General features: G+C 59.7%; 24 protein-coding genes and 1 tRNA gene. 16 read left to right on the forward strand and 9 right to left on the reverse strand.

The window, feature by feature from the left end:
* The first annotated feature begins 228 nt into the window (after positions 1-228).
* The gene (locus ACJ8KE_RS01740) at positions 229-960 is read left to right on the forward strand and encodes an ATP-binding protein (protein WP_015378484.1); all 732 of its coding nucleotides are present in this window, start codon (positions 229-231) and stop codon (positions 958-960) included.
* A gap of 70 nt (positions 961-1,030) precedes the next feature.
* Here the strand turns inward: ACJ8KE_RS01740 and spt are convergent, their stop codons facing one another.
* The 4 genes from spt to ACJ8KE_RS01760 are packed head-to-tail and all read right to left on the reverse strand — an operon-like array spanning position 1,031 to position 5,132.
* Positions 1,031-2,203 carry a serine palmitoyltransferase gene (gene spt / locus ACJ8KE_RS01745; protein WP_016927027.1) on the reverse strand — a complete coding sequence of 391 codons (1,173 nt, stop codon included), beginning with the start codon at positions 2,201-2,203 and terminating at the stop codon, positions 1,031-1,033.
* On the reverse strand, positions 2,190-2,450 hold the full coding sequence (locus ACJ8KE_RS01750) for an acyl carrier protein (RefSeq protein WP_016927028.1): 261 nt from the start codon (positions 2,448-2,450) through the stop codon (positions 2,190-2,192). Before ACJ8KE_RS01750 ends, spt begins: the two co-directional genes overlap by 14 nt.
* 31 nt (positions 2,451-2,481) lie before the next feature.
* A complete protein-coding gene (locus ACJ8KE_RS01755; protein ID WP_016927029.1) occupies positions 2,482-3,396 on the reverse strand; it encodes an NAD-dependent epimerase/dehydratase family protein in 915 nt (304 codons plus the stop codon).
* Positions 3,393-5,132, reverse strand: a complete 1,740-nt coding sequence (locus ACJ8KE_RS01760; protein ID WP_306376875.1) for a fatty acyl-AMP ligase — start codon at positions 5,130-5,132, stop codon at positions 3,393-3,395. Before ACJ8KE_RS01760 ends, ACJ8KE_RS01755 begins: the two co-directional genes overlap by 4 nt.
* A gap of 735 nt (positions 5,133-5,867) precedes the next feature.
* Between ACJ8KE_RS01760 and ACJ8KE_RS01765 the strand changes: the two genes are divergently transcribed.
* The 3 genes from ACJ8KE_RS01765 to ACJ8KE_RS01775 all read left to right on the forward strand — a co-directional run bounded on the left by ACJ8KE_RS01765 (position 5,868) and on the right by ACJ8KE_RS01775 (position 8,581).
* Positions 5,868-6,992 (forward strand): N-acetyltransferase, encoded by a 1,125-nt coding sequence (locus ACJ8KE_RS01765; RefSeq protein WP_442517069.1) that lies wholly within the window; start codon positions 5,868-5,870, stop codon positions 6,990-6,992.
* A gap of 219 nt (positions 6,993-7,211) precedes the next feature.
* On the forward strand, positions 7,212-7,577 hold the full coding sequence (locus ACJ8KE_RS01770; protein WP_306376874.1) for a diacylglycerol kinase: 366 nt from the start codon (positions 7,212-7,214) through the stop codon (positions 7,575-7,577).
* 104 nt (positions 7,578-7,681) lie between these two features.
* Positions 7,682-8,581, forward strand: coding sequence for a LysR family transcriptional regulator (locus tag ACJ8KE_RS01775; RefSeq protein ID WP_049298857.1), 900 nt, complete (start codon positions 7,682-7,684; stop codon positions 8,579-8,581).
* On the opposite strand, the gene ACJ8KE_RS01780 is transcribed toward ACJ8KE_RS01775, so the two are convergent.
* Positions 8,556-9,362, reverse strand: a complete 807-nt coding sequence (locus tag ACJ8KE_RS01780; protein ID WP_048796852.1) for a substrate-binding domain-containing protein — start codon at positions 9,360-9,362, stop codon at positions 8,556-8,558. The two genes, ACJ8KE_RS01775 and ACJ8KE_RS01780, sit on opposite strands and share 26 nt — an antisense overlap.
* A 27-nt stretch (positions 9,363-9,389) precedes the next feature.
* On the reverse strand, positions 9,390-10,685 hold the full coding sequence (locus ACJ8KE_RS01785) for an MFS transporter (protein WP_028127724.1): 1,296 nt from the start codon (positions 10,683-10,685) through the stop codon (positions 9,390-9,392).
* Positions 10,686-11,120: 435 nt separating this feature from the next.
* Between ACJ8KE_RS01785 and ACJ8KE_RS01790 the strand changes: the two genes are divergently transcribed.
* From ACJ8KE_RS01790 to ACJ8KE_RS01800, 3 genes are all read left to right on the forward strand, one after another.
* Positions 11,121-11,474 (forward strand): type II toxin-antitoxin system RelE/ParE family toxin, encoded by a 354-nt coding sequence (locus ACJ8KE_RS01790; RefSeq protein WP_049298854.1) that lies wholly within the window; start codon positions 11,121-11,123, stop codon positions 11,472-11,474.
* Positions 11,475-11,478: 4 nt separating this feature from the next.
* A complete protein-coding gene (locus tag ACJ8KE_RS01795) occupies positions 11,479-11,781 on the forward strand; it encodes an XRE family transcriptional regulator (RefSeq protein WP_016927038.1) in 303 nt (100 codons plus the stop codon).
* Positions 11,782-12,195: 414 nt separating this feature from the next.
* Positions 12,196-13,404, forward strand: a complete 1,209-nt coding sequence (locus ACJ8KE_RS01800; protein ID WP_079449935.1) for an aldose 1-epimerase family protein — start codon at positions 12,196-12,198, stop codon at positions 13,402-13,404.
* Between the two features lie 73 nt (positions 13,405-13,477).
* Here the strand turns inward: ACJ8KE_RS01800 and ACJ8KE_RS01805 are convergent.
* Positions 13,478-13,553, reverse strand: a tRNA-Asn gene (locus tag ACJ8KE_RS01805).
* Between the two features lie 455 nt (positions 13,554-14,008).
* On the opposite strand from ACJ8KE_RS01805, the gene ACJ8KE_RS01810 reads away from it, so the two are divergent.
* From ACJ8KE_RS01810 to ACJ8KE_RS01830, 5 genes are all read left to right on the forward strand, one after another.
* On the forward strand, positions 14,009-15,127 hold the full coding sequence (locus ACJ8KE_RS01810; RefSeq protein WP_016927040.1) for a branched-chain amino acid ABC transporter substrate-binding protein: 1,119 nt from the start codon (positions 14,009-14,011) through the stop codon (positions 15,125-15,127).
* Positions 15,128-15,250: 123 nt separating this feature from the next.
* Positions 15,251-16,165, forward strand: coding sequence for an ABC transporter permease subunit (locus tag ACJ8KE_RS01815; RefSeq protein WP_016927041.1), 915 nt, complete (start codon positions 15,251-15,253; stop codon positions 16,163-16,165).
* A 10-nt stretch (positions 16,166-16,175) separates the two neighbouring features.
* A complete protein-coding gene (gene livM, locus ACJ8KE_RS01820; RefSeq protein ID WP_016927042.1) occupies positions 16,176-17,462 on the forward strand; it encodes a high-affinity branched-chain amino acid ABC transporter permease LivM in 1,287 nt (428 codons plus the stop codon).
* Positions 17,459-18,334 carry an ABC transporter ATP-binding protein gene (locus ACJ8KE_RS01825; protein ID WP_016927043.1) on the forward strand — a complete coding sequence of 292 codons (876 nt, stop codon included), beginning with the start codon at positions 17,459-17,461 and terminating at the stop codon, positions 18,332-18,334. The genes livM and ACJ8KE_RS01825 overlap by 4 nt, the downstream gene beginning before the upstream one ends.
* Positions 18,331-19,047, forward strand: coding sequence for an ABC transporter ATP-binding protein (locus tag ACJ8KE_RS01830; protein WP_004928599.1), 717 nt, complete (start codon positions 18,331-18,333; stop codon positions 19,045-19,047). Before ACJ8KE_RS01825 ends, ACJ8KE_RS01830 begins: the two co-directional genes overlap by 4 nt.
* Before the next feature lie 30 nt (positions 19,048-19,077).
* On the opposite strand, the gene ACJ8KE_RS01835 is transcribed toward ACJ8KE_RS01830, so the two are convergent.
* Complete coding sequence (locus tag ACJ8KE_RS01835) at positions 19,078-19,500, reverse strand: winged helix-turn-helix transcriptional regulator (RefSeq protein ID WP_016927044.1); 423 nt, start codon at positions 19,498-19,500, stop codon at positions 19,078-19,080.
* Between the two features lie 86 nt (positions 19,501-19,586).
* On the opposite strand from ACJ8KE_RS01835, the gene ACJ8KE_RS01840 reads away from it, so the two are divergent.
* On the forward strand, positions 19,587-20,534 hold the full coding sequence (locus ACJ8KE_RS01840; RefSeq protein WP_016927045.1) for an aromatic alcohol reductase: 948 nt from the start codon (positions 19,587-19,589) through the stop codon (positions 20,532-20,534).
* A 17-nt stretch (positions 20,535-20,551) separates the two neighbouring features.
* Here the strand turns inward: ACJ8KE_RS01840 and ACJ8KE_RS01845 are convergent, their stop codons facing one another.
* Positions 20,552-21,238, reverse strand: coding sequence for an aspartyl/asparaginyl beta-hydroxylase domain-containing protein (locus tag ACJ8KE_RS01845; RefSeq protein WP_442517273.1), 687 nt, complete (start codon positions 21,236-21,238; stop codon positions 20,552-20,554).
* Positions 21,239-21,498: 260 nt separating this feature from the next.
* Here ACJ8KE_RS01845 and ACJ8KE_RS01850 point away from each other — a divergent pair, with 260 nt between their 5' ends.
* The 3 genes from ACJ8KE_RS01850 (at position 21,499) to ACJ8KE_RS01860 (ending at position 25,231) form a co-directional block, all read left to right on the forward strand.
* Entirely contained in the window at positions 21,499-22,689 is a 1,191-nt protein-coding gene (locus tag ACJ8KE_RS01850) for a sugar transporter (protein WP_306376873.1), read from the forward strand.
* Between the two features lie 174 nt (positions 22,690-22,863).
* The gene (locus ACJ8KE_RS01855) at positions 22,864-24,258 is read left to right on the forward strand and encodes an MFS transporter (RefSeq protein ID WP_015378463.1); all 1,395 of its coding nucleotides are present in this window, start codon (positions 22,864-22,866) and stop codon (positions 24,256-24,258) included.
* Positions 24,259-24,400: 142 nt separating this feature from the next.
* Positions 24,401-25,231, forward strand: a complete 831-nt coding sequence (locus ACJ8KE_RS01860) for an alpha/beta fold hydrolase (RefSeq protein ID WP_016927049.1) — start codon at positions 24,401-24,403, stop codon at positions 25,229-25,231.
* Positions 25,232-25,240: the final 9 nt, after the last annotated feature.

Genomic DNA, 25,240 nt, shown 5'->3' on the forward strand with positions numbered 1-25,240 from the left:
ATTTTGTGCTAATTGTTCGTGCGTGGGCCGGTTTCGCTTTTTATGTTAATTTTCGGCATGGCTCACGGCGAAAAAAGAGCAGAGGTTTTCAATTTTCGCTTAATATTTTGTGCTTTTTGGCGCTGCGTATGGCAAATTTTTTTTCACGCAGCCGCCGCGGCAATGATAAGCGAACGTTCGCTTCAAATATGGCACGCCGTTTCTGGTGTATTGAAAGAGAGTCTTATTATGAGTGCAAAATTTCCGCCGCTGATTGCGGTTATCGGCAGCGACGGATCGGGTAAGTCCACCGTTTGTGAACATCTGATCGAGTATGTGAAACATTATGGCCCGGCGGTGCAGGTGCATCTGGGCAAACAGGCAGGCAACGTCGGGCGCGCGGCGGCGAAATTGCCGCTGCTCGGGCGCTCGGTGGGCAAGGCTATCGAGAGCAATACCAAAAAAGTCAAAACGAAAAAATCCCGGATTGGCCTGTTGCCGTCGGCGGTGATCATCGCTTTCGTGGGGCGGCGGCTGCTGCGTTTTCGCCGCATGCTGGCGTATCGCCGGCAAGGGTTCATCGTGTTGACCGACCGTTTTCCGCAGGCGCAGATCCCTGGCGCTTACGATGGCACGGTTTTTCCCGTCGACGTTGAAGGCAGCCGTTTCGTCCGTTGGCTGGCGGCGCGTGAACGGGCGGCGTTTCAATGGATGGCGGGGCAAAAACCGGATCTGGTGCTCAAGCTGAATGTCAGTCTGGACGTGGCCTGTGCGCGCAAACCCGATCACCGCAAAGCGGCGCTGGAGAAGAAGATCGCCGTCACGCCTTTATTGACGTTCGAAGGCGCCGACATCGTGGATCTCGATGCCGATCGGCCGATCGAGGAGGTGCTTTCGGCGGCGGAAAAAGCCATCGCGGAATTTATGGCGGCGCAGGGGTATCGCTATTCGGCTGATGGGGTATCAACGGCTGCGCACTGAGGCGCGCATCGGTTCGGCAGGGCGGCGAGGCCATTTTCGGCACCGCCGCCGCGGCCGAGAGGGAAAGGCTTTATTTTTTCAGCGCCGCAAAGGCGCGCACGATGGCGTCGATTTCTTCATCACTGTGCGCGGCATTGACGCTGCAGCGCAGCAGGGTCACGCCCGCCGGCGCGGCCGGTGGCAGCACCAGGTTCACATAGACGCCGTGGGCGATCAGCTCGCGCCAGAAACGCAACCCTTCTTCCTTTGAACCGATCATGACCGGTACCACCGGGCTGATGCGCGGCCCCAGGGTATAGCCCAGCTCGGCGAGGCCGTGGTACAGACGGTGCGCATTGCTCCACAGTTTTTCCCGCAGCTCGGGATGGCGGGCGATTTTTTGCAGCGCCGTGCGCACCGAAGCGATGCTGGACGGCGACGGCGAAGCGGTAAAAATATACGGCCGGCTGCTGTAGCGCAGCACGTCCATCCCCTTGCCGCCGACGGCGAAACCGCCGATCGAAGCCAGGCTTTTGCTGAAGGTGCCCAGGATGATATCCACATCTTGCTCGACGCCCAGCGCTTCGGCCAGGCCGCGGCCGCGCTCGCCCATTACGCCGAAGGAGTGCGCTTCGTCCACCAGCAGATACCCGCCCAATCGCCGTTTGATGTCGACGATTTCCACCAGCGGGGCGACGTCGCCCAGCATGCTGTAGATGCCTTCCACGATAATGATCGCTTCGCGGGCGCGTTCGCCCAGGCGCACCATGCGGCGCTCCAGATCGGCGGCGTCATTGTGGCGGAAGCGAATAATTTCCGCGCCGCCGAGGGCGCAGGCGTCGTAAATGCTCGCGTGGCTGTCCGCGTCGATCAGCACCACGGCGCCCGGCCCCGCCAGCGTGCTGATAACGCCCAGGTTGGCGGTATAGCCGGTGGAGAACACGATGGCGCTTGGGCGATCGAAGAATTCCGCCAGCTCCCGTTCCAGCGTCAGGTGCGATCCGTAACTGCCGTTCGCCATGCGCGAGCCGGTGGTGCCGGTGCCGAGCGCGGCCAGAGCCGCCTGGCCGGCGGCGATCGCCTGCGCATCGAACGTCAGGCCAAGGTAATTATTGGTGCCGGCGAGGACAATCTTTTGAGCGCCGATGCGCCCCTGGGTGGCGGAATACACTTCGTCGATACAGGTGCCGAACGGATTCAGACCGGACGTTTGAAATTGTTCACGGTCATTGGCGAGCCGCGCAAACTTATCATACAGACCCATGGTTTTTCTCCAGATAAGGGCGCAGCGCGTCAAGCAGTTGCTCAGGCGTTCTGACATCAAGCAATATATTGATAGGAATGGAGATATCTAATTCATCTTCCAGCATCATCAGCAGATCCAAGACTCTGATGGATTCCAGGCCAAGATCATTGACGAGATCGCTATCAGGTTTTATTTCCACTCCGCCTTCGACGATACCTTGCAAACACGTCAGGATATAATCCATTACAGCATCGCGATTTAGCATAAGAACGTTGACACACCTCTACTTGGAATAATTAAAACAGCCCTTCACGCAGCGCGCGTTCCAAACTCACCTGTGGAAACCAATTAATCTGTTGCGACAGCGCCTGATTATTGGCGGACCAGTCGCGATGCGTTAATTCGCGTATTTTGCTGCGCGTCAGCATCGGCTCTTGTTTTACCAGGCGGTTCCACAACACGCTGATATCCGCCAGGGCTTTCAGCAGCGGCAGCGGAATGCCCACCAGACGCACCGGCCCGTGACGCACGGCGGCGCCGATGTCCCGCAGGCGCAGCCAGTTATAGCCTTCGGCCACGCCGTCGCACAGTTCGTAAATATTCGGCTGCGCGGGTTCGGTCTGCACCCATTGGCTGACCGCCTTTGCCAAATCGCTCACGTGCAGAAAAGAGAGCCTGGCGTCAGGCGCGCCCAGCCGGGGCAGCACGCCGCGCAGCAGGCCGTTGAACAGCGGTTTCAGCTCTTTATCGCCGGGCCCGTAAACCGCCGTCGGGCGGAAAATCCCCAGCGCGATATCGCCCGTGGCGGCGATGAGTTGCTGCTCGGCGGCCTGTTTTGAATGGGCGTACCAGGACAGCGCCGGATGGCGGGCCGCCAGCGACGACATGAACAAGAAGCGATTGCAGCGGCCGTTCTGTTTGGCCGCCTGCATCAAATTCAGACTGCCGGTGACGTTGCAGCGGGTGAACACCGCTTCCGCATGCCCGCGCACCTGGCCCGCACAATGCACGACGCACTCCGCGCCGCGCACCAGTTCGGTGAGCGAGGGCCGATCTTCCAGCGCGCCGGGGATCCACTGCAGGTTGTCTACGGCGGCTTTTCCGGCTTGCCGCGTCAGGGCGCGCACGCTAAACCCTTGCGCCAGCAGTTCCTGGACGATATGCCGGCCGATAAAGCCGGTCGCGCCCGTCACTGCCACGGTGCCGCTCATTGCGCGAAACCGGCCAGCTGCGGCATTTGCGGGTAGAGCGAAGTGCTCAGCCAGCGTTTCTTGGCCTCCGCGCGCGCGGGTTTGCCCGACGACGTGCGGGGAATGCTGTGCGGCGGCAGCAGCTCGATGTCCACCGCGATGCCGAACTCGCTTTGAATGCGCGCGCTCAGCGAATGCACGATTTGTTCACGGCGCTCTTCCGAACTGACTCGGCACTGGATCTGCAAAATGATCCTGGCCGCTTCGTCGTGTTCTTCGGTCACGAAGGCAATCGCATCGCCGGAACGGATTTCCGGTTCGGATTCCGCGACGTACTCAATATCCTGCGGCCAGATATTGCGGCCGCGAATGATGATCAAATCCTTCTTGCGGCCGGTGACGTACAGATAGCCGTCCAGCAGATAGCCGAGATCGCCGGTGTCCATCCAGCCGGTCACCTGGATCTGCTGCTGGGATTCATCGTCGCAGAAATAGCCGTTCATCAGGCTGGGGCCGGATATTGTGATATGGCCGACCTGGCGCTCCGGCAGCGGTTGCCCGGTTTCGCTGCGGATCTCGATGCGATGGCCGGGCAGCGCACGGCCGCAGTTGACGAAGGTCGAGACGGCGCGGGTCTTCTTGCCCGGCGCGACCGCTTTACCCTCGTACTCCAAAATATCGCGGTCGACCGCGTTGGTTTGCGGGCCGGAGCAGGGGTCGGAAAAACTCACCGCCAGGGTGTTCTCGGCTAGGCCGTAGCACGGCATGAAGGCTTTGCTGTCGAAGTTGATGCTGCTGAAGTGTTCGCCAAACTGGGCGAGCAGCTCGGCCGGGATCGGCTCGGCGCCCACGCCTGCAACCCGCCAGCTGGAAAGATCCAGATCGGCCAGCTCTTTGGCGTTGCTGCGGCGCAGACACAGATCGTAGCCGAACGGCGGGGCGACGGACACCGTGCCGCGATTCTTGGCGATCAGTTTCAGCCACTGCATCGGGCGCATGGCGAAATCTTGCGTGCGCAGGTAGTCGACGGACAGCTGGGTCGCCACCGGCGTAAGCAGGAAACCGACCAGGCCCATATCGTGATAGAAGGGCAGCCACGAAACGCAGCGGTCGCCGGCGCGCAACTTGATCCCGTCGCGACTGATCGCGTTCAGGTTCGCCATGGCCGCCCGCTGGGTAATGATCACGCCGCGCGGAAAACGGGTGCTGCCCGAGGTGTATTGGAGATAGGCGATATCGTCGGGCGAAGGCGCCGGCAACGCGATCTCCGGCTCTGGCAAGGCGTTAAAGTCCGCGTCGCTGAGGATGTGCATCGCCGACGTGTTTTCCGTGGCCGACGCGATGAGCGGCGTCCATTCTTCGCTGCTGACGATCGCCGCGGGGTTGCAGCTGGCGATCAGCCCTTTCAGTTTGACGGTGTAGGAGTCGCGCTGGCCAACGCCCATCGGGATCGCCAACGGCACCGCTACCAGGCCGGCATATTGGCAAGCGAAAAAGGCTTCGACGAAGCCCGGGCTGGTTTCGGCGATAAGCGCCACGCGATCGCCTTTCTTGAGCTTTAGGGACAATAAACGCCGCGCGCCCGCGATCGCTTTTTGCTGCAGCGTGCGATAGTCGAGAACGGTCACGAGTTGATTGCGACGGTCGTAAAAATTCATTCCCGTATTACCGAGCGCCGCGTAATCCAACGCGTCCACTAACGTGGGGAAGTCCGCATAGCGCATGGGAAGAGAATGAACGGAACTTGTTTCAGACATAGACAAACTTAGCCATAGATTAAAAATCACCAAAAGAGAGAGCACTCTTGGCGAGGTAATTGATGTTTTACTATGAATAGGTTTTGAATAAGTTTGTTATTCAACCATCTTCATTCCGCGAACAGCGTATATTGCCGTGCTTGAGCGGCATGCCGGTTATTAACCGGGCAGCGCGTGAATAGCCCGAATCATCTGCCTTGAGCGGCACCCTGGCGATATACGAGAGACTATTGTAATATCCGGGCTTCGCCGTTCTTTAGTCTGTATCTGTCGGGCAGGAAATAACTGTCGGCTCATAGGTTATGACCTCATGCATGGCTATCTTAGAACTTAAACACTTCCTAAACAGTATGCCGCAAGAAATTCAAAAGTGAACGATTCATTTAAGGCTAATCTTAAAAATAGCATTAAGTGGTAAAAATGGCGGCACACCTCCTGATTAAAGTCGGTACACTAAAAGCGGCGAGTTTCTTTTACCATAACAGCACGAAATAATAAAAGAGCACTATTAGCGTAGCCTGGCTGCGCCGCTTTCTGTTTCCTTTTTTTATCAATTATGGACATCACAGGGTGAATGTCAGGCAACACGTTGCTGATTCGCCGGGGGAAATATTCGGTTTTTCTTATCATTGAGCCGGGGGCAATACACAATTCAATAAAAGGGAACCGCATAAAAAATGCTAAAGGCGTTGTCGCGTGCTTATTTAATTATTTTATTAAAACGTAAGGCTATTTATGATCCGTATTGAGAAAGTTCTGGATAAACGCGAACTTAAAGAATTTATTGCTTTCCCCTCGCAACTGTTTCGCGATGATCCGAACTGGATTGAGCCGCTGCATGTCGAGCGCGAAGAGCACCTGTCAAAGAAAAATCCCGGAACCGACCATATTGAATGGCAGGCATGGGTGGCCAAAAAACAGGGCAAAGTGGTTGGGCGCATCACGGCGCAAATCGATTCTCTGCACCGGGAACTGCATGGCGAGGATACCGGCCACTTCGGCATGATTGACGCCGTTGACGATCCCGCCGTGTTCAGCACCTTATTCACGGTAGCGGAGGAGTGGCTGAGGTCGAAAGGCGCGCGTAAAATCACCGGGCCATTCAGCCTTAATATCAATCAGGAAAGCGGCCTGTTGGTCGAAGGGTTCGATACCCCGCCTTCCGCCCTGATGACGCACGCGAAACCCTACTACGCGGCCCAGATAGCGCAGCAGGGCTACAGCGAGGGGATTGATTTGCTGGCCTATTGGATGAAAAGAACCGACCTGCATTTTTCGCCGTCATTAACCCGGATGATGGATCAGGTGCGTAAAAAGGTGACCGTCCGCCGTCTCAATCGCAAGCGCTTTCGCGAGGAGATGCAGGTGCTGCGCGAGGTGTTCAACTCCGGATGGCAACATAACTGGGGGTTTGTCCCGTTCACCGAGCACGAGTTCGCCACCATGGGGGATCAGCTGAAGTTCCTGGTGCCCGACGATACGATCCATATCGCCGAGGTGGATGGCGCGCCCTGCGCCTTTATCGTCGGTCTGCCGAACATTAACGAAGCGATTGCCGATCTGCAGGGGCGCTTATTGCCATTCGGCTGGGCGAAGCTATTGTGGCGCCTGAAAGTCAGCGGCGTGCGCACCGCGCGCGTGCCGTTGATGGGCGTACGCCAGGAATATCAATTCAGCCGCATCGGGCCCATTATTGCGCTGCTGCTGATTGAAGCGCTGCGCGAGCCTTTCGCCAAGCGCAATATCGACGCGCTGGAAATGTCGTGGATCCTGGAAACCAATACCGGCATGCGGACGATTTTAGAACGCATCGGCGCGGTGCCGTACAAGCGCTATCGCTTGTACGAGAAAACGCTTTAAGCGGCTGATATCGCCTCCTCTTTTTACGCTCCCAGAATAATAACCGCGCCAGGGCATTTTCGGGCGGTGCTGTTTCAGGAGCAGGGTGACGGCGAGTGAGCGAATGCATCGTCTCCGGAAAGAGAACGGTTAAGGTTTTTAATTAATAAACTCAAGATAAATTCACGCTGCGTGATTTATTTGCGAGTGACTGTCGCAGTTTTGACGAGAGCTGATTGTATGCCTGTGGAAAAGAAAAAAGGAATAAGCCGATTAACCTACAGCATTAGGAATTCCTGGGCCGGGTTTATTGATGCCGTGCTTACCGAAGATGCGTTCCGCCAATTATTGGTTATTAATGCTATATTACTGGTTGTTACATTTGGTTTAGATATTACAAATATGGAAAGGCTGTTATTAATCACCTGCAGTTTTCTGCTATTGGTGGTTGAGCTGCTTAATACGGCGATTGAAACCGTGGTCGATCGCATTTCGCTGGAATTACATCCGTTATCCAAACGCGCCAAAGATTTGGGCGGCGCAGCGCAGCTGGTTGCCGTGGTGATGACTATCATTATTTGGGGAATGGTGCTGCTGGGGCGATAGGGGCCTTGGTGGTTCAACCACCAAAGCCGGTGAGCGTGGCGATATAAGCGGTTATCATCGTTGGTTTGCGTTTTATGCCATTTCAGCAAGGAGAGTTGGCCGTTATGCCCGTAAATTTTGATCTCAACGATCTCTATGCGTTTCGCGCGCTGGTGGAGTACGGCAATTTTCGGCTGGCCGCAGAGTCTATCTGCCTGTCGCAGTCGGCATTGAGCCGCAGGATTGAGAAACTGGAAAACGCGCTGGGCATCAAACTGTTCGATCGCACCACCCGGCGCGTGACCTTGACGCTGTACGGGCAGGCCTTTGCCGAACGTTCTGAGCAGTTGCTGATGAACGTCGAAGCGGTGATGGCCGATATCGATAAGGTCAGTCAAGAGCGGGTGGGGCTGGTTACCGTCGCCACGGTGCCCTCGGCGGCCTACTATTTCATGCCCGACGTGATACGCCGTTTCCGGCTGCGCTATCCGCGCGTGCGCGTCAAGCTGATCGACGGCAGCGCAGGCAATGTGATTGAGGCGGTCACCGGCGGCCAGGCCGATTTCGGCATCTGCTTTGCCGGGCGGTTGCAGCCTAATCTTGAATTTGTGCCGCTGGTGGGGGACGTCTACGTGGCCGCCTGCCGACGTGACCATCCGCTCGCCGGTAAAAAGAGCCTCACCTGGCGGGAATTTTATCAGCAGGATTACGTCTCGCTGGATAAAACCTCCGGCAATCGCAATCTGCTCGATCAGCGCCTGGAACACCTCGTGCCGGAACGCCCCAGCGTGTGTGAAACTCGCCATGTGACAACCATGCTGGGTATGGTTGAGGCGGGCATCGGCATTGCCGCCGTGCCCGCCATGTCGATGCCCGCTTCAGAACATTCGGTGTTGACGTCGGTGTCGCTGGTTGATCCGGTGGTGAAACGCACCGTCGGTCTGATCCGGCGCCGCGGCCGCATGCAGTCTTTCGTCGCCGCCGAGCTGGAAAAGCTGATTACTGAACAGTATCACTCTGCCTGACTGGCTGCTGCGCCGGCACGGTTCGCATGCCGGTCGCGCGAATGGTCGGCTGCGCCTGAGAGGAGGCGAGGAAGTTCAGCAGCGCTTTGCCTTCGCGGCGGTGCTCCGCTTTAGCGGTCACCGCGCCGGCGAAGCGGGTGATGTACTGTACGTTTTCCGGCAGCTCGCCGATAAAGGTGACGCCCGCCACGGGCAGCAATTCGCTGACCTGCTGGAAGCCCAGCGCGTATTTCCCTTGCGCCACTTCAGAGGCCACCGGGATGCGCTCAACCTTATGCGCCTTTCCTTTCACCTGTTCCTCGATGCCGAGCTTTTTGAACAGTTGGCCGCTGACGTAGCGGCCGCTGGCGCTGTCGGAATAGGCGAAAGAGTCAGCTTGCAGCAAGACATTGCGCAGCTCGGCATCCGTTTTTATCGCCGGTTTGGGCGCGCCCTGTTTCACCACCATGCCGATCGGCGAGTCGGCCAGCTCCACGCGCGAACCCGGCTGGATCCAGCCGCCTTTGTCCAGTTGGGCCAGCGCGTCGCCCACCATGATTACCACATCGGCTTGCTCTCCACGCGCCAGCCGCGCGGGGATCGCCTGCGGCGTTTTACCCATCGAGGGGCCGGACACCAGAATGATTTTGTCGCCGCTTTGGGCTTCATATTCCGGAGCCAGTTTTTCCAGCGCGGCTTTGAAGCCGCCGGAGATCATCACGGTCACGTCTTTGGCCAGCGCCGCCGTACTGCAGGAGGCGCACACCAGCGCGGCGAGGATCGAACGAGTGAGTTTCTGCATGACATGATTCCCTGTTGCGATTGCGGGTTAGCGTGCGGTTTGCAGCGGCATGGCGATGCGGCGATACAGATACAGCGTCGCCAGCAAGGCGCACAGCGCGGCGAAGCTCATCCAATAGCCCGGTGAAGCCTTATCGCCGGTGTATTCGATCAGGGCGGTGGAGATCACCGGCGTAAAGCCGCCGAACACCGCCGTCGCCAGGCTGTAGGCCAGCGAGAACCCGGCCACCCGCACTTCCGTTGGCATGATCTCCGTCAGGGCCGGGATCATGGCGCCGTTATAGAGGCCGTAAATGAAGGACAGCCACAGCAGCACGGCCAGCATCATGCCGAAGCTGGGGGCGGCGGCGAGCAGGCTCAGCGCCGGGTAGGCGGTGGCCAGCGTCAGCAGCGTCATGGCGACCAGCACCGGTTTGCGGCCGAAGCGGTCCGACAGCGCGCCGCCGATGGGCAGCCAGATGAAGTTGGAGATCGCCACCAGCAGGGTGACCAGCAAACTGTCGGAAGCGCTGAGCAGCAGCACCTTTTTGCCGAAGGTCGGCGCATAGACGGTGATCAGATAAAACGCGGTGGTGGTCATGGCGACCATCAGCATGCCGGCGATCACCACCGGCCAATTTTTCAGCAGGGTTTTAAACACGTCGCGCATCGCCAGGTGGTGACGGCGGGCGGTAAACTCCTGCGTTTCTTCCAGCTTGCGGCGCAGGAGGAAGATGAAGGGAACGATCAGGCAGCCGAACAGGAAAGGAATGCGCCAGCCCCATTCGCGAATGGCGCTTTCTTCCAACGCCGCATTGAGCGCGAAGCCCATGGCCGCCGCCACCATAATCGCCACCTGCTGGCTGCCGGACTGCCAACTGGTGTAGAAGCCTTTACGGCCCGGCGTGGCGATTTCGGCCAGATAGACGGACACGCCGCCCAGCTCCGCACCCGCCGAGAAGCCTTGCAACAGGCGCCCGCACAGCACCAGCAGCGGCGCCCAAAGCCCGATGCTGTGGTAAGAGGGGATCAGCACAATCAGGAAGGTGCCCGCGGCCATGATCGACAGGGTCACGATCAGCCCTTTGCGGCGGCCGACTTTATCGATGTAAGCGCCCAGCACGATGGCGCCGATCGGGCGCATCAAAAAGCCCGCGCCGAACACCGCAAAGGTCATCATCAGTGAGGCGAACTCGCTGCTGGCCGGAAAAAAGGTGTGTGCGATGTAGGTGGCGTAAAAGCCGAACAGGAAAAAATCGAACTGCTCTAAAAAGTTGCCGGAGGTGACGCGCAATATCGCGCCGGCTCTGGCCCGGGGAGTCATGGGTGAGGTAGAGGAATGCATCTTTATCTCCAGTTTGTTATTGGCGCCTGACGCCGCGCCTGTTGCTGAAGACTCGCTCAGGAAAATAAAGTAAATAAGCGCAATAAACGCATGGCGCGATGCGTTTGGCGCATCAATCGGCGTTAACAATGTTGCCTAACCCGATGTAACGTGGCGTTAACAAGTTTGCCGCTCACCGCCCGCTGCGTAGAACGTCGAAAACGTTATGCGCTTTTTGTGACAGGGTTCATAAAGGGGCGGCGGGGAAACGTTCCGTGTCTCTGAACGATTGTTCGATACCGCGCGTAAAAAGCTGAATGCCTCGCACTGCGTTTGCAAAATGCGTGGATGTACGTTCAGCCTTGCAGTATCCACGCATGCCTTTGCATGCTATCCCAGCGCCTCTCTGCTATAGTTTTACATCTATATAGTTAATGATCTATATTTTAGGGGCCCGTGTGGGAAATTAAAACAACGGATGCATTTGATCATTGGTTCAGATCACTCAGCGATGCCGATCGGGCCGGCGTACTTGCCGCATTGATGGTCCTGCGGGAAAAGGGGCCGGGGCTGCCCAGACCATATGCCGATACGGTTAAAGGCTCACGTTACAGCAATATGAAAGAGTTGCGCATTCAGCGCCGAGGCGAACCGTTGCGGGCATTCTTCGCTTTCGATCCGTACCGTATTGGCATTGTGCTTTGCGCGGGCAATAAAGCCGGTAATGAAAAGCGTTTTTACGATGGGATGATCCAGGTTGCCGATCGGGAATTCACGAACTGGCTGAACACATTAAACGAGAAGGAGTGACGCGATGGGCAGAACGTTGGAACAGCTTATTGCGGATGAAAAGCCCGAGGTCGTGGCCAAAGCGCAGGCGCTGGCGGCGGACATCATGCTGAACATTCACCTTGCCGAGCTGCGTGAAAAAGTACAGAAAACGCAGGTTGAAATGGCGCAGGCGCTGGGGATCAGGCAGCCGACCGTTGCCGTGATGGAAAAACCTGGCCGCGATCTGAAACTGTCTTCGCTTAAACGCTATGTTGAGGCGGCCGGCGGCAAACTGCGCCTGGACATTGAACTGCCGGACGGCTCTCACTACGAGTTTGTGCTGTAAGCGCTAACGGCAGAAAGGCACAAAGCACGCTCAGATTCCCCGGTGCGGGCTTTGTGCTTTGACACAAGCAGGCGGCCGTGAAAGCAACGAGGCTCAAGACGGGCAGGCTGTCTGAGCACTTTCGTTTGGGCCGGATAGCGTTAAACAAGCCACCCGCACTCCCTTCGGGATGTCTTGCTTGCCCGGAGCCGTCTCCTTGCCTTTTAGCTGAAACGATACAAATTATGTTGATAAATAGCTCATTTCTCATGCAATAACTCAATATATTTCATTAAAACTGGGATGAAATTCGTATTTTTATCGCACTATTTCTTCAAATACTCACCCGGTGAAGCTCATCACATTTCTTTAACCTGCTTAACAGTAGATTTTCCCTTGTTTATAAAAAATCGATTCAGCTAAAGGGGAAGGGAAATGAAAAAGACATGGGTGATGGCGGTGTTTTCGGCCCTGATTTCAGGGCAGGCGGCGGCGCAGAGTTGGGTGCTGACCAGCGCTGAAGATGGCGTGGAGAAAGGAAACTGGAAGATTTCGAGCGAGGCGCTGAAGATTAAGGATAAAACGTTCAGCATTGAGCAGAAGGTATTGCACGGCGGTAAGCAAGAAGGCAGCAAAGTCGTGATTATCCGCAGCGAGGATGGCCTGACCATCACGCTGAGTCCCACCCGCGGCATGAACCTCCTGCGGGCAGAAGGATTTGGCGCGAAAATGGGATGGGATTCCCCGGTCAAAGAGGTGGTCAACCCCGCCTTTATCAACCTGGAAAGCCGCAATGGGCTCGGCTGGCTGGAAGGTTTCAATGAGATGATGGTGCGTTGTGGCTATGAGTGGACCGGTCATCCAGTGACCGAAGGAGGGCAAATTTACACGTTGCACGGCAAAGCGGGCAATACGCCGGCCTCGCGGGTTGAGGTTGAGGTCGCGGATACGGCGCCGTATGAAATTCGTGTTCGCGGCCTGATCAAAGAGAGCACATTCAAAAAAGCCGATCTGCAAACCCTGACCGAATTGCGCTATGTGCCCGGCAGCAACAGTTTCCGCCTGCATGATGTGTTAACCAACCGGGCGGATTATCCCCATGACTACCAGATTATTTATCACAGCAATTTCGGCGCGCCGATTCTGGAAAATGGCGCTCGCTTCCTGGCGCCGATGGCCAGCATCAGTCCGTTTAACGACTATGCCAAAGCCGGGCTGAAGACCTGGGGAACCTATGCCGGTCCAACCAAAGGGTTCGATGAAATGGTCTTTAACATTAAGCCATTATCGGATCCGAATCATCAGACACTGGCGGCGCTGGTCAATAACGCGGGCGACAAAGGGGTGGCGATTCAGTTCGATACCCGCCAGTTGCCCGTCCTGACGCTGTGGAAGAATACCGATACGTTAAAACAGGGGTATGTAACGGGGATTGAGCCGGGCACCAGCTATGCCTACCCGGTCACTGTCGAGCGCGAACAAAAACGCGTTAAGCAGTTGCAGCCTGGCGCCAGTGCGCAGTTTGATCTGACCTATACCTTGCTGCACAGCAAAGCGCAGGTAGCGGGTCTGGCGCAGAAGATTGCGGATATTCAGGGCAAGGTAAAAATTGATGAGAATGACGCGCCGATAGCCACAGAGTAACGCTGCCTGTCGATGCATTTAGCGTTAAAGCAAAAAGCCCGCTTAAGTTTCCTTAAGCGGGCTTCTCTAAATATGGCTCCTCTGACTGGACTCGAACCAGTGACATACGGATTAACAGTCCGCCGTTCTACCGACTGAACTACAGAGGAATCGTGTGAACGGGGCGAATAATAGCGGGGCGCCTGGGGTTTGTCAAAGCGCTAAACTGCAAAAAAAGCGCGTTTGCTGAGGGAATGAGCACCTTGCGCTGTTTTTCGGCATTTTCCATCGCGATGCGTTGATTTTTGCATCCCAAATCGTTTTGACGCCGCTTGCACACGCCTTTGCACGGCGATGGTGCAGGGTCACTCTCGCTATCCTGCACCTTCCCATCTTGGCCGTACGGCCCAGCCCCTGTTATCCCCGCCACACGCCGCGCCGCAACTGATATGTAGGATGAATAAGCAAACAATATGTATTCGTCGTCACAATGGCTGGATTTTTGCTTACCCATTTTTGGGGAATGCGACTGCGCTCTCAAGAAAATTATTTTCCCCGTCTACACATAAAGTGACTGATCCGCGCCCCAGGGCGTTTCGCTACAACAGTGCTGAGGAAGATAACAATGTCATCGAAATTGATAAAAAGTCCGCTCGCTGCTTTGCTCATCGGTTGTTTAGGTACGGCGTTTTCCGCGCAGGCCGATATCGTCATCGGCGTCGCCGGGCCGTTCTCCGGGCCGAACGCCACTTACGGCGATCAGTATTGGCGCGGGGCTTCGCAGGCGGCGGCGGACATCAACGCCGCCGGCGGCATCAAAGGGGAAAAAATCAAACTGGTGCAGGGGGATGACGCCTGCGAACCGAAACAGGCGGTCGCGGTCGCCAACCGGCTGGTGGATCAGGACAAGGTCTCGGCGGTGGTCGGCCACTTCTGTTCCTCATCCACCATGCCCGCCTCCGAGGTGTATGACGAGGCCGGCATCATCGCCATTACCCCCGGCTCCACCAACCCGCAGATCACCGAGCGCGGCATGAAGACCATGTTCCGCATGTGCGGGCGCGACGATCAGCAGGGCGTCATCGCCACCAACTACATGCTGGATACCCTGAAGGCCAAACGCATCGCGGTGATCCACGATAAAGACACCTACGGCCAGGGGCTGGCGGACGCCGCCAAGGCGGCGATGAACAAGCGCGGGGTTAAAGAGGTGCTGTATGAGGGGTTGTCGCGCGGCGAGAAAGACTTCAACGCGCTGGTGACCAAGATCGCCTCGGTCAAACCTGACGTGGTCTACTTCGGCGGCTGCCATCCGGAAGCCGGGCCGCTGGTGCGCCAGATGCGCGAGCAGGGCGTGACCGCCAAGTTCTTCTCCGGCGACTGCGTGGTGACCGAAGAGCTGGTGACCGCCGCCGGCGGGCCGCAGTACACCAACGGCGTGCTGATGACCTTCGGCAACGATCCGCGCCAGATCGCGGAAGGCAAGGCGGTGATCGCCAAGTTCCGCGCCAGCGGCTTTGAGCCGGAAGGCTACACCCTTTACTCCTACGCTTCGATCCAGGCGATCGCCGCCGCCTTCAACGCCACCGGCGGCAAAGACAGCGCCAAGGCCGCCGAATGGCTGAAGTCGCACGACGTGGACACGGTGATGGGCAAAAAAGCCTGGGATCAGAAGGGCGATCTGAAGGTCTCGGACTACGTGGTCTATCAATGGGATGACAAGGGCAAATATCACCAGCTGTAAACGGCCGAACCGTGAAGTTATGACCCTATGACCGACGGGCCGCCGCCCTGGCGCGCCCGTTCCGCGACTACCTTTGGCCGCGTCGGACTGCGTTGGCGGCCTTACCAGGCGAGACTGCTCATTATGGATGTATTCTTTCTGCAACAGCTGATCAACGGCCTGACCCTCGGCGCGGTGTATGGCCTGATCGCCATCGGCTACACCATGGTTTACGGCATCATCGGCATGATCAACTTCGCCCACGGCGAGGTGTACATGATCTCCGCTTACCTGTGCGCCATCGGTCTGGCGCTGCTGTCGTTCTTCGGGCTGCACTCGTTCCCGCTGCTGATCCTCGGCACGCTGGTATTCACCATCGTCATCACCGGGGTGTACGGCTGGGTGATCGAGCGCATCGCCTACAGGCCGCTGCGCAACTCCACCCGCTTGGCGCCGCTGATCTCCGCCATCGGCATGTCGTTAATCCTGCAAAACTATGCGCAGATCAGCCAGGGGCCGCGCCAGCAGGGCATCCCGACGCTGCTGAGCGGCGTGTTCCGCCTGGAGTTCGACGGCGGCGTGGTGCAGATCACCTACACCAAGGTGTTCATTCTGGTGGCGTCGCTGCTCGGCATGGCGATCCTCACCTACATCATTCAGCGCACCCGGCTGGGGCGCATCTGCCGCGCCACCCAGCAGGATCGCAAAATGGCCTCGATTCTCGGCATCAATACCGATCGGGTGATCTCGCTGGTGTTCGTGATCGGCGCCGCCATGGCCGGGCTGGCCGGGGTGCTGATCACCATGAACTACGGCACCTTCGATTTTTACGTCGGCTTTATCATCGGCATCAAGGCCTTCACCGCCGCGGTGCTGGGCGGCATCGGTTCGCTGCCGGGCGCGATGCTCGGCGGGCTGCTGCTCGGGGTCGCGGAGGCGCAGTTCGCCGGCATGGTGAATTCGGATTACAAGGACGTGTTCTCCTTCGGGTTGCTGGTGGCGATCCTGATCTTCCGCCCGCAGGGCCTGCTCGGCCGGCCGCTGGTCGCCAAGGTTTAAGGAGAACGCCATGTCGCAATCCGTAATCAACGGCGGGCTGGACGTTAAACGCAGCCTGCTGGATGCCGTTTTGGCCGGGCTGATCGCCCTGATCGTGTTCGGGCCGATCGTCGGCATCGTGCTGAACGGCTACAGCTTTAACTTCGAGCCGCACCGGCTGGTGTGGATCATCGTTGCGGTGATGGCCGGGCGGCTGCTGCTGAGCCTGTTCCTGCAAACCGCGCCGGGCCGCAAGGTGCTGGCGCGCTTCGACGGCGGCAACGACGGCGTTTACGTGCGCCCGTTGGGCTATAAATCCAATCTGCGCTGGTTCCTGCCGCTGATGGCGGCGATCGCGCTGTTGTTCCCGTTCGTCGCCACCAAGTACCTGCTGACGGTGGCGATCCTCGGCCTGATCTATGTGCTGCTCGGGCTGGGGCTGAATATCGTGGTCGGGTTGGCGGGGCTGCTGGATCTGGGATACGTGGCGTTTTACGCCATCGGCGCCTACGGGCTGGCATTGGGCTACCAGTATCTCGGGCTCGGTTTTTGGGCGATGCTGCCGCTCGGGGCGCTGATGGCGGCGCTGGCCGGCGCGCTGCTGGGCTTTCCGGTGCTGCGTATGCACGGCGACTATCTCGCCATCGTCACGCTCGGGTTCGGCGAGATCATCCGGCTGGTGCTGAACAACTGGATGTCGCTCACCGGCGGGCCGAACGGCATTTCGGTGCCGGCGCCGACGGTGTTCGGTCTGGAGTTCGGCCGGCGCGCCAAGGACGGCGGGGTGCCGATCCACGAGTTTCTTGGCATTGATTACAATCCCAACCTCAAGTTCATCTTCATCTACGCGATGCTGTTTTTGGTGGTGCTGCTGGTGCTGTACATCAAGCACCGGCTGACGCGCATGCCGATTGGCCGCGCCTGGGAGGCGCTGCGCGAGGACGAGATCGCCTGCCGTTCTTTGGGGCTGAATCACGTGCTGGTGAAGCTGTCGGCGTTTATGCTCGGCGCCTCCACCGCCGGGCTGGCGGGGGTGTTTTTCGCCACTTACCAGGGGTTCGTCAACCCGACGTCGTTCACCTTCTTCGAGTCGGCCCTGATCCTGGCGATCGTGGTGCTGGGCGGCATGGGCTCCACCCTCGGCGTGGTGCTGGCGGCCTTCGTGCTGACGGTGGCGCCGGAGCTGCTGCGCAGCTTCGCCGAATACCGGGTGCTGCTGTTTGGCGTGCTGATGGTGGCGATGATGATCTGGCGGCCGCGCGGGCTGGTGCGCATCAGCCGATCCAGCTTTGCGGAACGCAAGGGGGTGGCGCCATGAGCGACGCCATTTTGCGGGTGGAACACCTGATGATGCGCTTTGGCGGCATCAAGGCGCTGAACGACGTCAATCTGGAGGTGGAGCGCGGTTCCATCACCGCCCTGATCGGCCCCAACGGCGCCGGCAAGACCACGGTGTTCAATTGCCTGACCGGCTTTTACCGCGCCAGCGGCGGTGCGATCCTGCTCAATACCCACAAGCGGCCGACCGACGTGATCCAGGTGCTGGGGCAGAAGTTCCGCGCCGGCGACTGGATACGCCCGAAGCGGCTCGGTTCGCGCCTCTATTACAAGATGTTCGGCGGCACCCACCTGGTCAACCGCGCCGGGCTGGCGCGCACCTTCCAGAATATCCGCCTGTTCCGCGAAATGTCGGTGGTGGAGAACCTGCTGGTGGCGCAGCACATGCAGAGCAACCGCAACCTGATCGCCGGGGTGCTGAATACGCCGGGCTATCGCCGGGCGGAAAGCGCCGCGCTCGATCACGCCTTCTATTGGTTGGAGGTGGTGGATCTGGCGGACTGCGCCAACCGGCTGGCGGGGGAGATGTCCTACGGCCAGCAGCGGCGGCTGGAGATCGCGCGCGCCATGTGCACCGCGCCGGAGATGATCTGCCTCGACGAACCGGCCGCCGGGCTGAACCCGGTGGAGACGGCCGCGCTGAGCCGCATCATCCGCTTCCTGCGCCAGCATCACGGCATCACGGTGCTGCTGATCGAGCATGACATGGGCATGGTAATGGAGATCTCCGATCGGGTGATCGTGCTCGATCACGGCGATGTGATCGCCCGCGGCACGCCGCAAGAGATACAGCACAACGAGGCGGTGATCGCCGCCTACCTGGGCGCGGACGAAGAGGAGCTGGCGGGATGAGCGAAGCGATGTTGGAATTTCGCGAAGTGGACGTGTTTTACGGGCCGATCCAGGCGCTGCGCCAGGTGTCGCTGCAGGTGAACGCCGGGGAGACGGTGGCGCTGATCGGCGCCAACGGCGCGGGCAAGTCCACGCTGTTGATGTCGATCTTCGGCCAGCCGCGCATCGCCGGCGGGCAGATCCTGTTTGGCGGCGAGGACATCAGCCGCCGCTCCACGCACTTTGTTGCCAGCAGCGGCATCGCGCAGGCGCCGGAGGGGCGGCGCATCTTTCCGGACATGAGCGTGGAGGAGAACCTGTTGATGGGCACCATCACCGTCGGCAATCGCTACCTGGAGGAGGATTTGCCGCGCATGTTCGAGCTGTTTCCGCGCCTCAAGGAGCGGCGCAACCAGCGGGCGATGACCATGTCCGGCGGCGAGCAGCAGATGCTGGCGATCGCCCGCGCGCTGATGAGCCGGCCGAAGCTGCTGCTGTTGGACGAGCCGAGCCTGGGGCTGGCGCCGATCGTGGTGCGGCAGATCTTCGGGGTGCTGCGCGAGCTGACCCGCAGCGGCATGACGCTGTTTCTGGTGGAGCAGAACGCCAACCACGCGTTGAAACTGTCCGATCGCGGCTATGTGATGGTCAACGGCCAGATCCGCCTCACCGGCAGCGGCCAGGAACTGTTGAACGATCCGGAGGTGAGAAAGGCCTATCTGGGCGGCGGCTGAACGCCGCCTCACGGGCAGGGATGCCCGCGTTCATCCCTCGATGGCGTTTCGCTCTTGATCATCGTAGTGCGAGCGGGCCGCTCTGAAGGCGTCGGCGGAGGCGATAATCCACGACCAGAGCGGCAGCATGTTGAGCAGCATCTCTTCCCCCGCGTCGGTGATGGTGTAAACCACGCGGGGCAGTTTTTCCTGATAATCGCAGCGCGATATCAACCCATCCCGCTCGAGATGGCGCAGCGTCCGCGTCAGCATTCTCTGCGTCACGCCCGCTAATTGGCGGCTTATTTCGCCGTGGCGCAGCGGCCCGTGGGTGCCCAGGATATGCAAGACCCCCAGCGACCAACGGTTGCCCGCATGTGCGAGGATCTCGCGCTTCAGCCCTTCATCGTCGTTGCTCAATGCTTCACAGAACGCCTGCGAAAATTGCAGCAGCGCTTCCCGATCGCTCGTCATATTCCTCTCCGGTATCACGCGTGTACCTAATTGAACCCGTTTTTGTCAGCTGTCAGGATGACGCAGTGTCAAGACAGGAGGCAAGCATGAAATCCACAAATCCATCCATCAATACCGTGCTCATACTCGGCGCCGGTGAACTGGGGCTGCCGGTATTGCGTGCGATGAGCCGGCAGGCTCGGCTATATCCATCTTTAAAAATCAGCGTGCTGCTCCGGCCGGAGGCCGCCCGCGCCGTCAACGGCCCGCTCCGGGCGCGGCGGGATGCGCTGGCGCGGCTCGGCATCGCCGTGGTGGAAGGCGATCTGCAGCAAAACGGCGTGGAGGCGCTGAGTGCGCTATTCCGTTCCTTCGACGCGGTGATCAACTGCAGCGGCTTTGTCGGCGGGGCGGGCACGCAGATAAAGATCACCCAGGCCGTCTTGCAAGCGGGCGTGGCGCGCTACTTCCCGTGGCAGTTCGGCGTGGACTACGATGTTGTCGGCAAAGGCAGCGGGCAACAGGTGTGGGATGAACAGCTCGAGGTGCGTCACCTGCTGCGTGCGCAGCGTGCGACGGAGTGGGTGATTGTTTCCACGGGCATTTTCACCAGCTACCTGTTTGACCCCGGCTTTGGCGTGGTGGACGCGGCAACCAAAACGGTGCGCGCGCTGGGCGACTGGCGCTACGCGGTGACGCTGACCACCCCCGAGGACATTGGCCGGCTGACGGCCGCGATTTTTTTCCATCGGCCCGCGTTTCGCAACCAGGTGGTCTATATCGCCGGCGACACGCTGACCTACCGCGAGCTTGCCGATGTCATGCAGGCGCGCTGGGGCGTGGAGGTCAACAGGATCCTGTTGGACAAAGAGCGGCTGCGGGAAGATGTGCGGAACCATCCGCGTGACGTCGGCGCCAAATACCGGTTGGCTTTCGCCCGGCCCGACGGCGTGGCGTGGGATAAGGCGAAAACCTTCAATGCGCGCCAGGGCATAGCCACCACCACCGCCGAACAGTGGCTGGCGCAGCAATGGCCGATCCCTCAGGACGGTTAATCGCCTGAGCGCCGCAATCAGAACTGGCGCTGCATCCAGCGCACGTTCAGCCGCACCAGCGCGATGATGGCGCTGGAGAGCAGCCGCAGCCCGCCGGGCATGTCGCGGCGGCGAATGTCCAGCAGCAGCACGGTGCGCACCTGCGGGCTGTCGTTCCATACCTCGTGCTCGAAGGTATCGTCCCAGAGCATGAACTCCCCCTCGTGCAGCCGGTATTCGCGGCCGTCCACCTTCAGCACCGACGCCGGCGCGCCGTCGGCGCGTTTGGGCATGTCCAGCACCAGATAGCCGCGCAGAATGCCGCGGAACGGACCGCGATGGGGCGGCACCTGTTTTCCGGGCGCCAGGAAGGAGAGCGACGCGGACAGCACGTCCGGCGAGGAGGCGATCAGCGCCGCCAGCGTCGGACAGCGCGCCAGGTTGCGGGGGATGGGCTGGCCATAGGCCTTCATGATGAACATGCGCCAGTCGCGCGCGTCGTTGGCGGAGATGGACGCCTGCTGGCTCATGATCTCGTGAAAGCGCGGGATATTGTGCAGATCGTGGGCGACCGTCAGCGCCTCTTCGCGGATCTGCCGCCATTGGGCGGTGAAGCGTTCGGCGTCGGGGAAGAGGGCCGCGCTGTCGAGCACCGGCTGGCCCTGGATGCGGCGATCGTAAACATTGCGCAGGGCAAGTACGGACCAATCATAAATCGCGGACATCATAATGACCTCGCCTCAGGAAACGCCAAAGGGACACTGCGCGCTTCTTCGGCGCGGCGCGTGGACGGCCGGGGAGAAACGGCAGGAAAAATTGGTACGCTTCAATAGATTAGCACAGCATTTGTGCAACCGTGTGTCTGCGAATGTGTCGAAATGCGGCGAAAAAAACCACACAATTAAAGTGTGACGCGTATCGCATTTAGCGGGCCGGTTGGTTAAAATATCGCGACTTGCCCGCACCTGTCCGGATTTCTTTTACCATGGAACACGCTCCCGTTTCGCGCTCAACCGCCTGGTTGCGCGTGGTCATCCTCGCCGTCTCGGCCTTTATTTTCAACACCACCGAGTTTATTCCGGTCGGTCTGCTGAGCGATATCGCCGCCAGCTTCTCGATGCAAACCGAACAGGTCGGCCTGATCATCACCATTTACGGCTGGATCGTCGCCGCCGCCTCGCTGGCGTGCATGCTGCTGACCAGCAAAATTGAGCGCCGCAAACTGTTGATCGGCGTGTTCATGCTGTTTATCGCCAGCCACGTGCTGACCGCCGTGGCCTGGAACTTCACCACGCTGGTTATCTCGCGCGCCGGCGTGGCGCTGGCGCACTCGGTGTTCTGGTCGATCACCGCCTCGCTGGCGATCCGCGTGGCGCCGCCGGGTAAGAAAGCCCAGGCGCTGAGCCTGCTGGCGGGCGGCACCGCGCTGGCGATGGTGCTCGGGTTGCCGCTCGGGCGGGTGGTCGGGCAACTGCTCGGCTGGCGCATGACCTTTATCGGCATCGCGGTGTGCGCCACGCTGGCGCTGGTGCTGCTGTGGCGCCTGCTGCCGGTGCTGAAAAGCGAGCACTCCGGTTCGCTGGCCAGCGTGCCGCTGCTGTTCAAACGCCCGGCGCTGGTGGCGCTGTACATGCTGACCATCATTGTGGTGACGGCGCACTTCACCGCCTACAGCTACATCGAGCCGTTTATCCAGACCGTGGCCGGGCTGTCGGAGAACTTCACCACGCTGATGCTGCTGCTGTTCGGCGCCGCCGGCATCGTCGGCAGCCTGCTGTTCAGCCGCTACAGCGAGCGGTTTCCTTCCAGCTTCTTCATCGGCGCCATCACGCTGCTGGCCTTGAGCCTGCTGCTGCTGTTGCCGGCGGCCGGCAGCGAAAGCCACCTGACGGTGCTGTGCATCTTCTGGGGGATGGCGATCATGGCGATCGGCCTGTCGATGCAGGCCAAAGTGCTGAGTCTGGCGCCGGACGCTACCGACGTGGCGATGGCGATTTTCTCCGGCCTGTACAACTTCGGCATCGGCAGCGGCGCGCTGCTGGGCAACCAGGTGAGTCTGCATCTGGGCATGGGCAACATCGGCTTCGTCGCCGCGCCGCTGGCGCTGATCGCCCTCGGCTGGTGCCTGTTGAGCGTCTACCGCAGCGAACGGCTGCAGCAGCACCACAGCCGTTAACCTGCGGATTCGGGATGCCGCTGCGGCATCCCGCGCTGCATTTTCCTGCTATAAAACAGGCTGCTGCAGCGTTTTATGCTTAACTTTTTTTCATAGTCTGCTAATTAAAAATTTAACTCCGACGCCGCTTCGCTAGCATAGAAAGTCATTAAAAATGTTAATGCGAGGTTAACGGTGAGTGAATCTGTAGCGGCGTCGCCGATCCATGCGCGGGATTTGGCGGCCAGAATCGACGCCTTGCCCGCGTCGGCCGGCCTGTGGCGCTTTATCATTCTGCTGTCGCTGGGCGGCTTTTTCGAACTCTACGATCTGTTCCAGACCGGCTATATCAGCACCGGCCTTATCGCCGACGGCATTTTCCACACCGGCGCGCAGGGCGTCTTCGGCGTGTCGGATCAGGCGGCCTTCGCCTCCGCCACCTTTCTCGGCCTGTTCGTCGGCGCCAGCCTGCTGAGCCCGTACGCCGATCGCTTCGGCCGGCGCGCCACCTTTATGTTCGCCCTGATCTGGTATGGCGCCTTCTCGCTGCTGTTGGCGTTTCAACAGCAGGCGGAATGGGTGATTTTTCTGCGTTTTCTGGTGGGCGTCGGGCTCGGCATCGAGTTGGTGACCATCGATACCTACCTGACGGAGTGGGTGCCCGCGCATCTGCGTACCCGGGCTTTCGCCTTCGCGTTCTTCGTGCAGTTTCTGTCGGTGCCGGCGGTGGCGCTGATGTCCTGGTGGCTGGTGCCGCAGACGATTTGGGGCCTGAGCGGCTGGCGCTATGTGGTGATCGCCGGCGCGCTGGCTTCGCTGGTGATCTGGCTGGTGCGCAAGGGGCTGCCGGAGTCGCCGCGCTGGCTGGTGCAACAGCGGCGCTATGCGCAGGCCCGGCAGGTGATGCGGGACATGGAACGGCGCTGCGGCGTGGCGGCCGCGGACTTCCCGTCGCGCCCGGTTGACGATGCCGAGGGGGCGCCGCTGCGCGGCCGCTTTCGTGACATCTGGGCGCCGCAATATCGCGATCGCACGCTGATGCTGGTAGTGATGAATTTCTTTCAGGCCATCGGCTTCTTCGGCTTCGGCAACTGGTTGCCGGCGCTGCTGTCGGGCAAGGGCGCTTCGGTCACCCACAGCCTGCTGTACGCTTTCTTCATCACGCTGGCCTACCCGCTTGGCTCGCTGCTGTGCAGCTTCTACGCCGACAAGATGGAGAACAAGTGGCAGATCGTGTTGTCCTGCCTGGTGACGGTGATCTTCGGCTCGCTGTTCGCACTGCAGAACAACCCACTGTGGCTGATCCTGTGCGGTTTCTTCATCACCTGGTCCAACGCCTGGCTGACCTACAGCTACCACTCGTATCAATCCGAGATCTTCCCGACCCATATCCGCGCCCGCGCCGTCGGTTTCTGCTACTCCTTCAGCCGCCTGTCGACGGTATTCAGCAGCATCATCATCGGCATTATCTTGCAGTACGGCGGTTCGCTGGGGGTGATCGCGTTTATCGTCGCCAGCATGCTGATCGTGATGCTGGTGATCGGGCTGTTCGGCCCAAAAACGCGCGGTATCGATCTGGAAAACATCTGACGTTTTGCGCCGGCGGCGACGCCGGCTTCTTCAGCAAAAAAACTCGCGATCATGCGAAAATTATTCCGTTATCACTGCCTTTACGCCTGCCGTACTGTTAACCCGTACAAAATCCAATTCGATACCGAGCGGGGAACACGTCATGAGCACCCTTACCGCGCCTGATGGCGCACGCATTTTCTATAAGGATTGGGGCCGCGGCCAGCCGATCCTGTTCTCCCACGGTTGGCCGCTGTCCGCCGACGCCTGGGACAACCAGCTGCTGTTTTTCGGCCAGAGCGGATTCCGCGTGATCGCCCACGATCGCCGCGGCCACGGCCGTTCCGATCAAACCTGGCACGGCAACGACATCAATCAATACGCTGACGATCTGGCCCTGCTGATCGAAACGCTGGATCTGCGCGATCTGATCCTGGTCGGCCATTCCACCGGCGGCGGCGAAGTGGCGCGCTACATCGGCCGTCACGGCAGCGATCGGGTGGCGAAGGTGGTGCTGGTCGGCGCCGTACCGCCGCTGATGCTGCAAACGCCGGTCAACCCAGAGGGTACGCCGATGGCGGCCTTCGACGGCATTCGCAGCGGCGTGGCGGGCAACCGCTCGCAGTTCTTCAAAGATTTGGCGGTGCCGTTCTATGGCCTCCACTGCGACGAGGTGGAGAGCAATGCGGGGCTGATCGACCACTTCTGGCTGATGGGCATGCAGGGCGGCGTGAAAGGGCAGTACGAGTGTGTGCGCGCGTTCTCCGAAGTGGATTACACCGCCGACCTGCTGGCGATCGACAAGCCGACGCTGCTGGTGCACGGCGACGCCGATCAGATCGTGCCGATCGGCGCCTCGGCGCTGAAAGCCGCTAAGCTTATGCAACAGGCGGAGCTGAATGTTTACGCCGGCGGTTCTCACGGTTTGGCGCAGGTCGATCCCGATCGCTTCAACGCCGATCTGCTGGCCTTCATCCAAAATTCGCCGTTTTAAGGGGGCGCG

This window comes from Serratia sp. CY56464 (assembly GCF_052168435.1).
Lineage (GTDB): Bacteria > Pseudomonadota > Gammaproteobacteria > Enterobacterales > Enterobacteriaceae > Serratia > Serratia marcescens.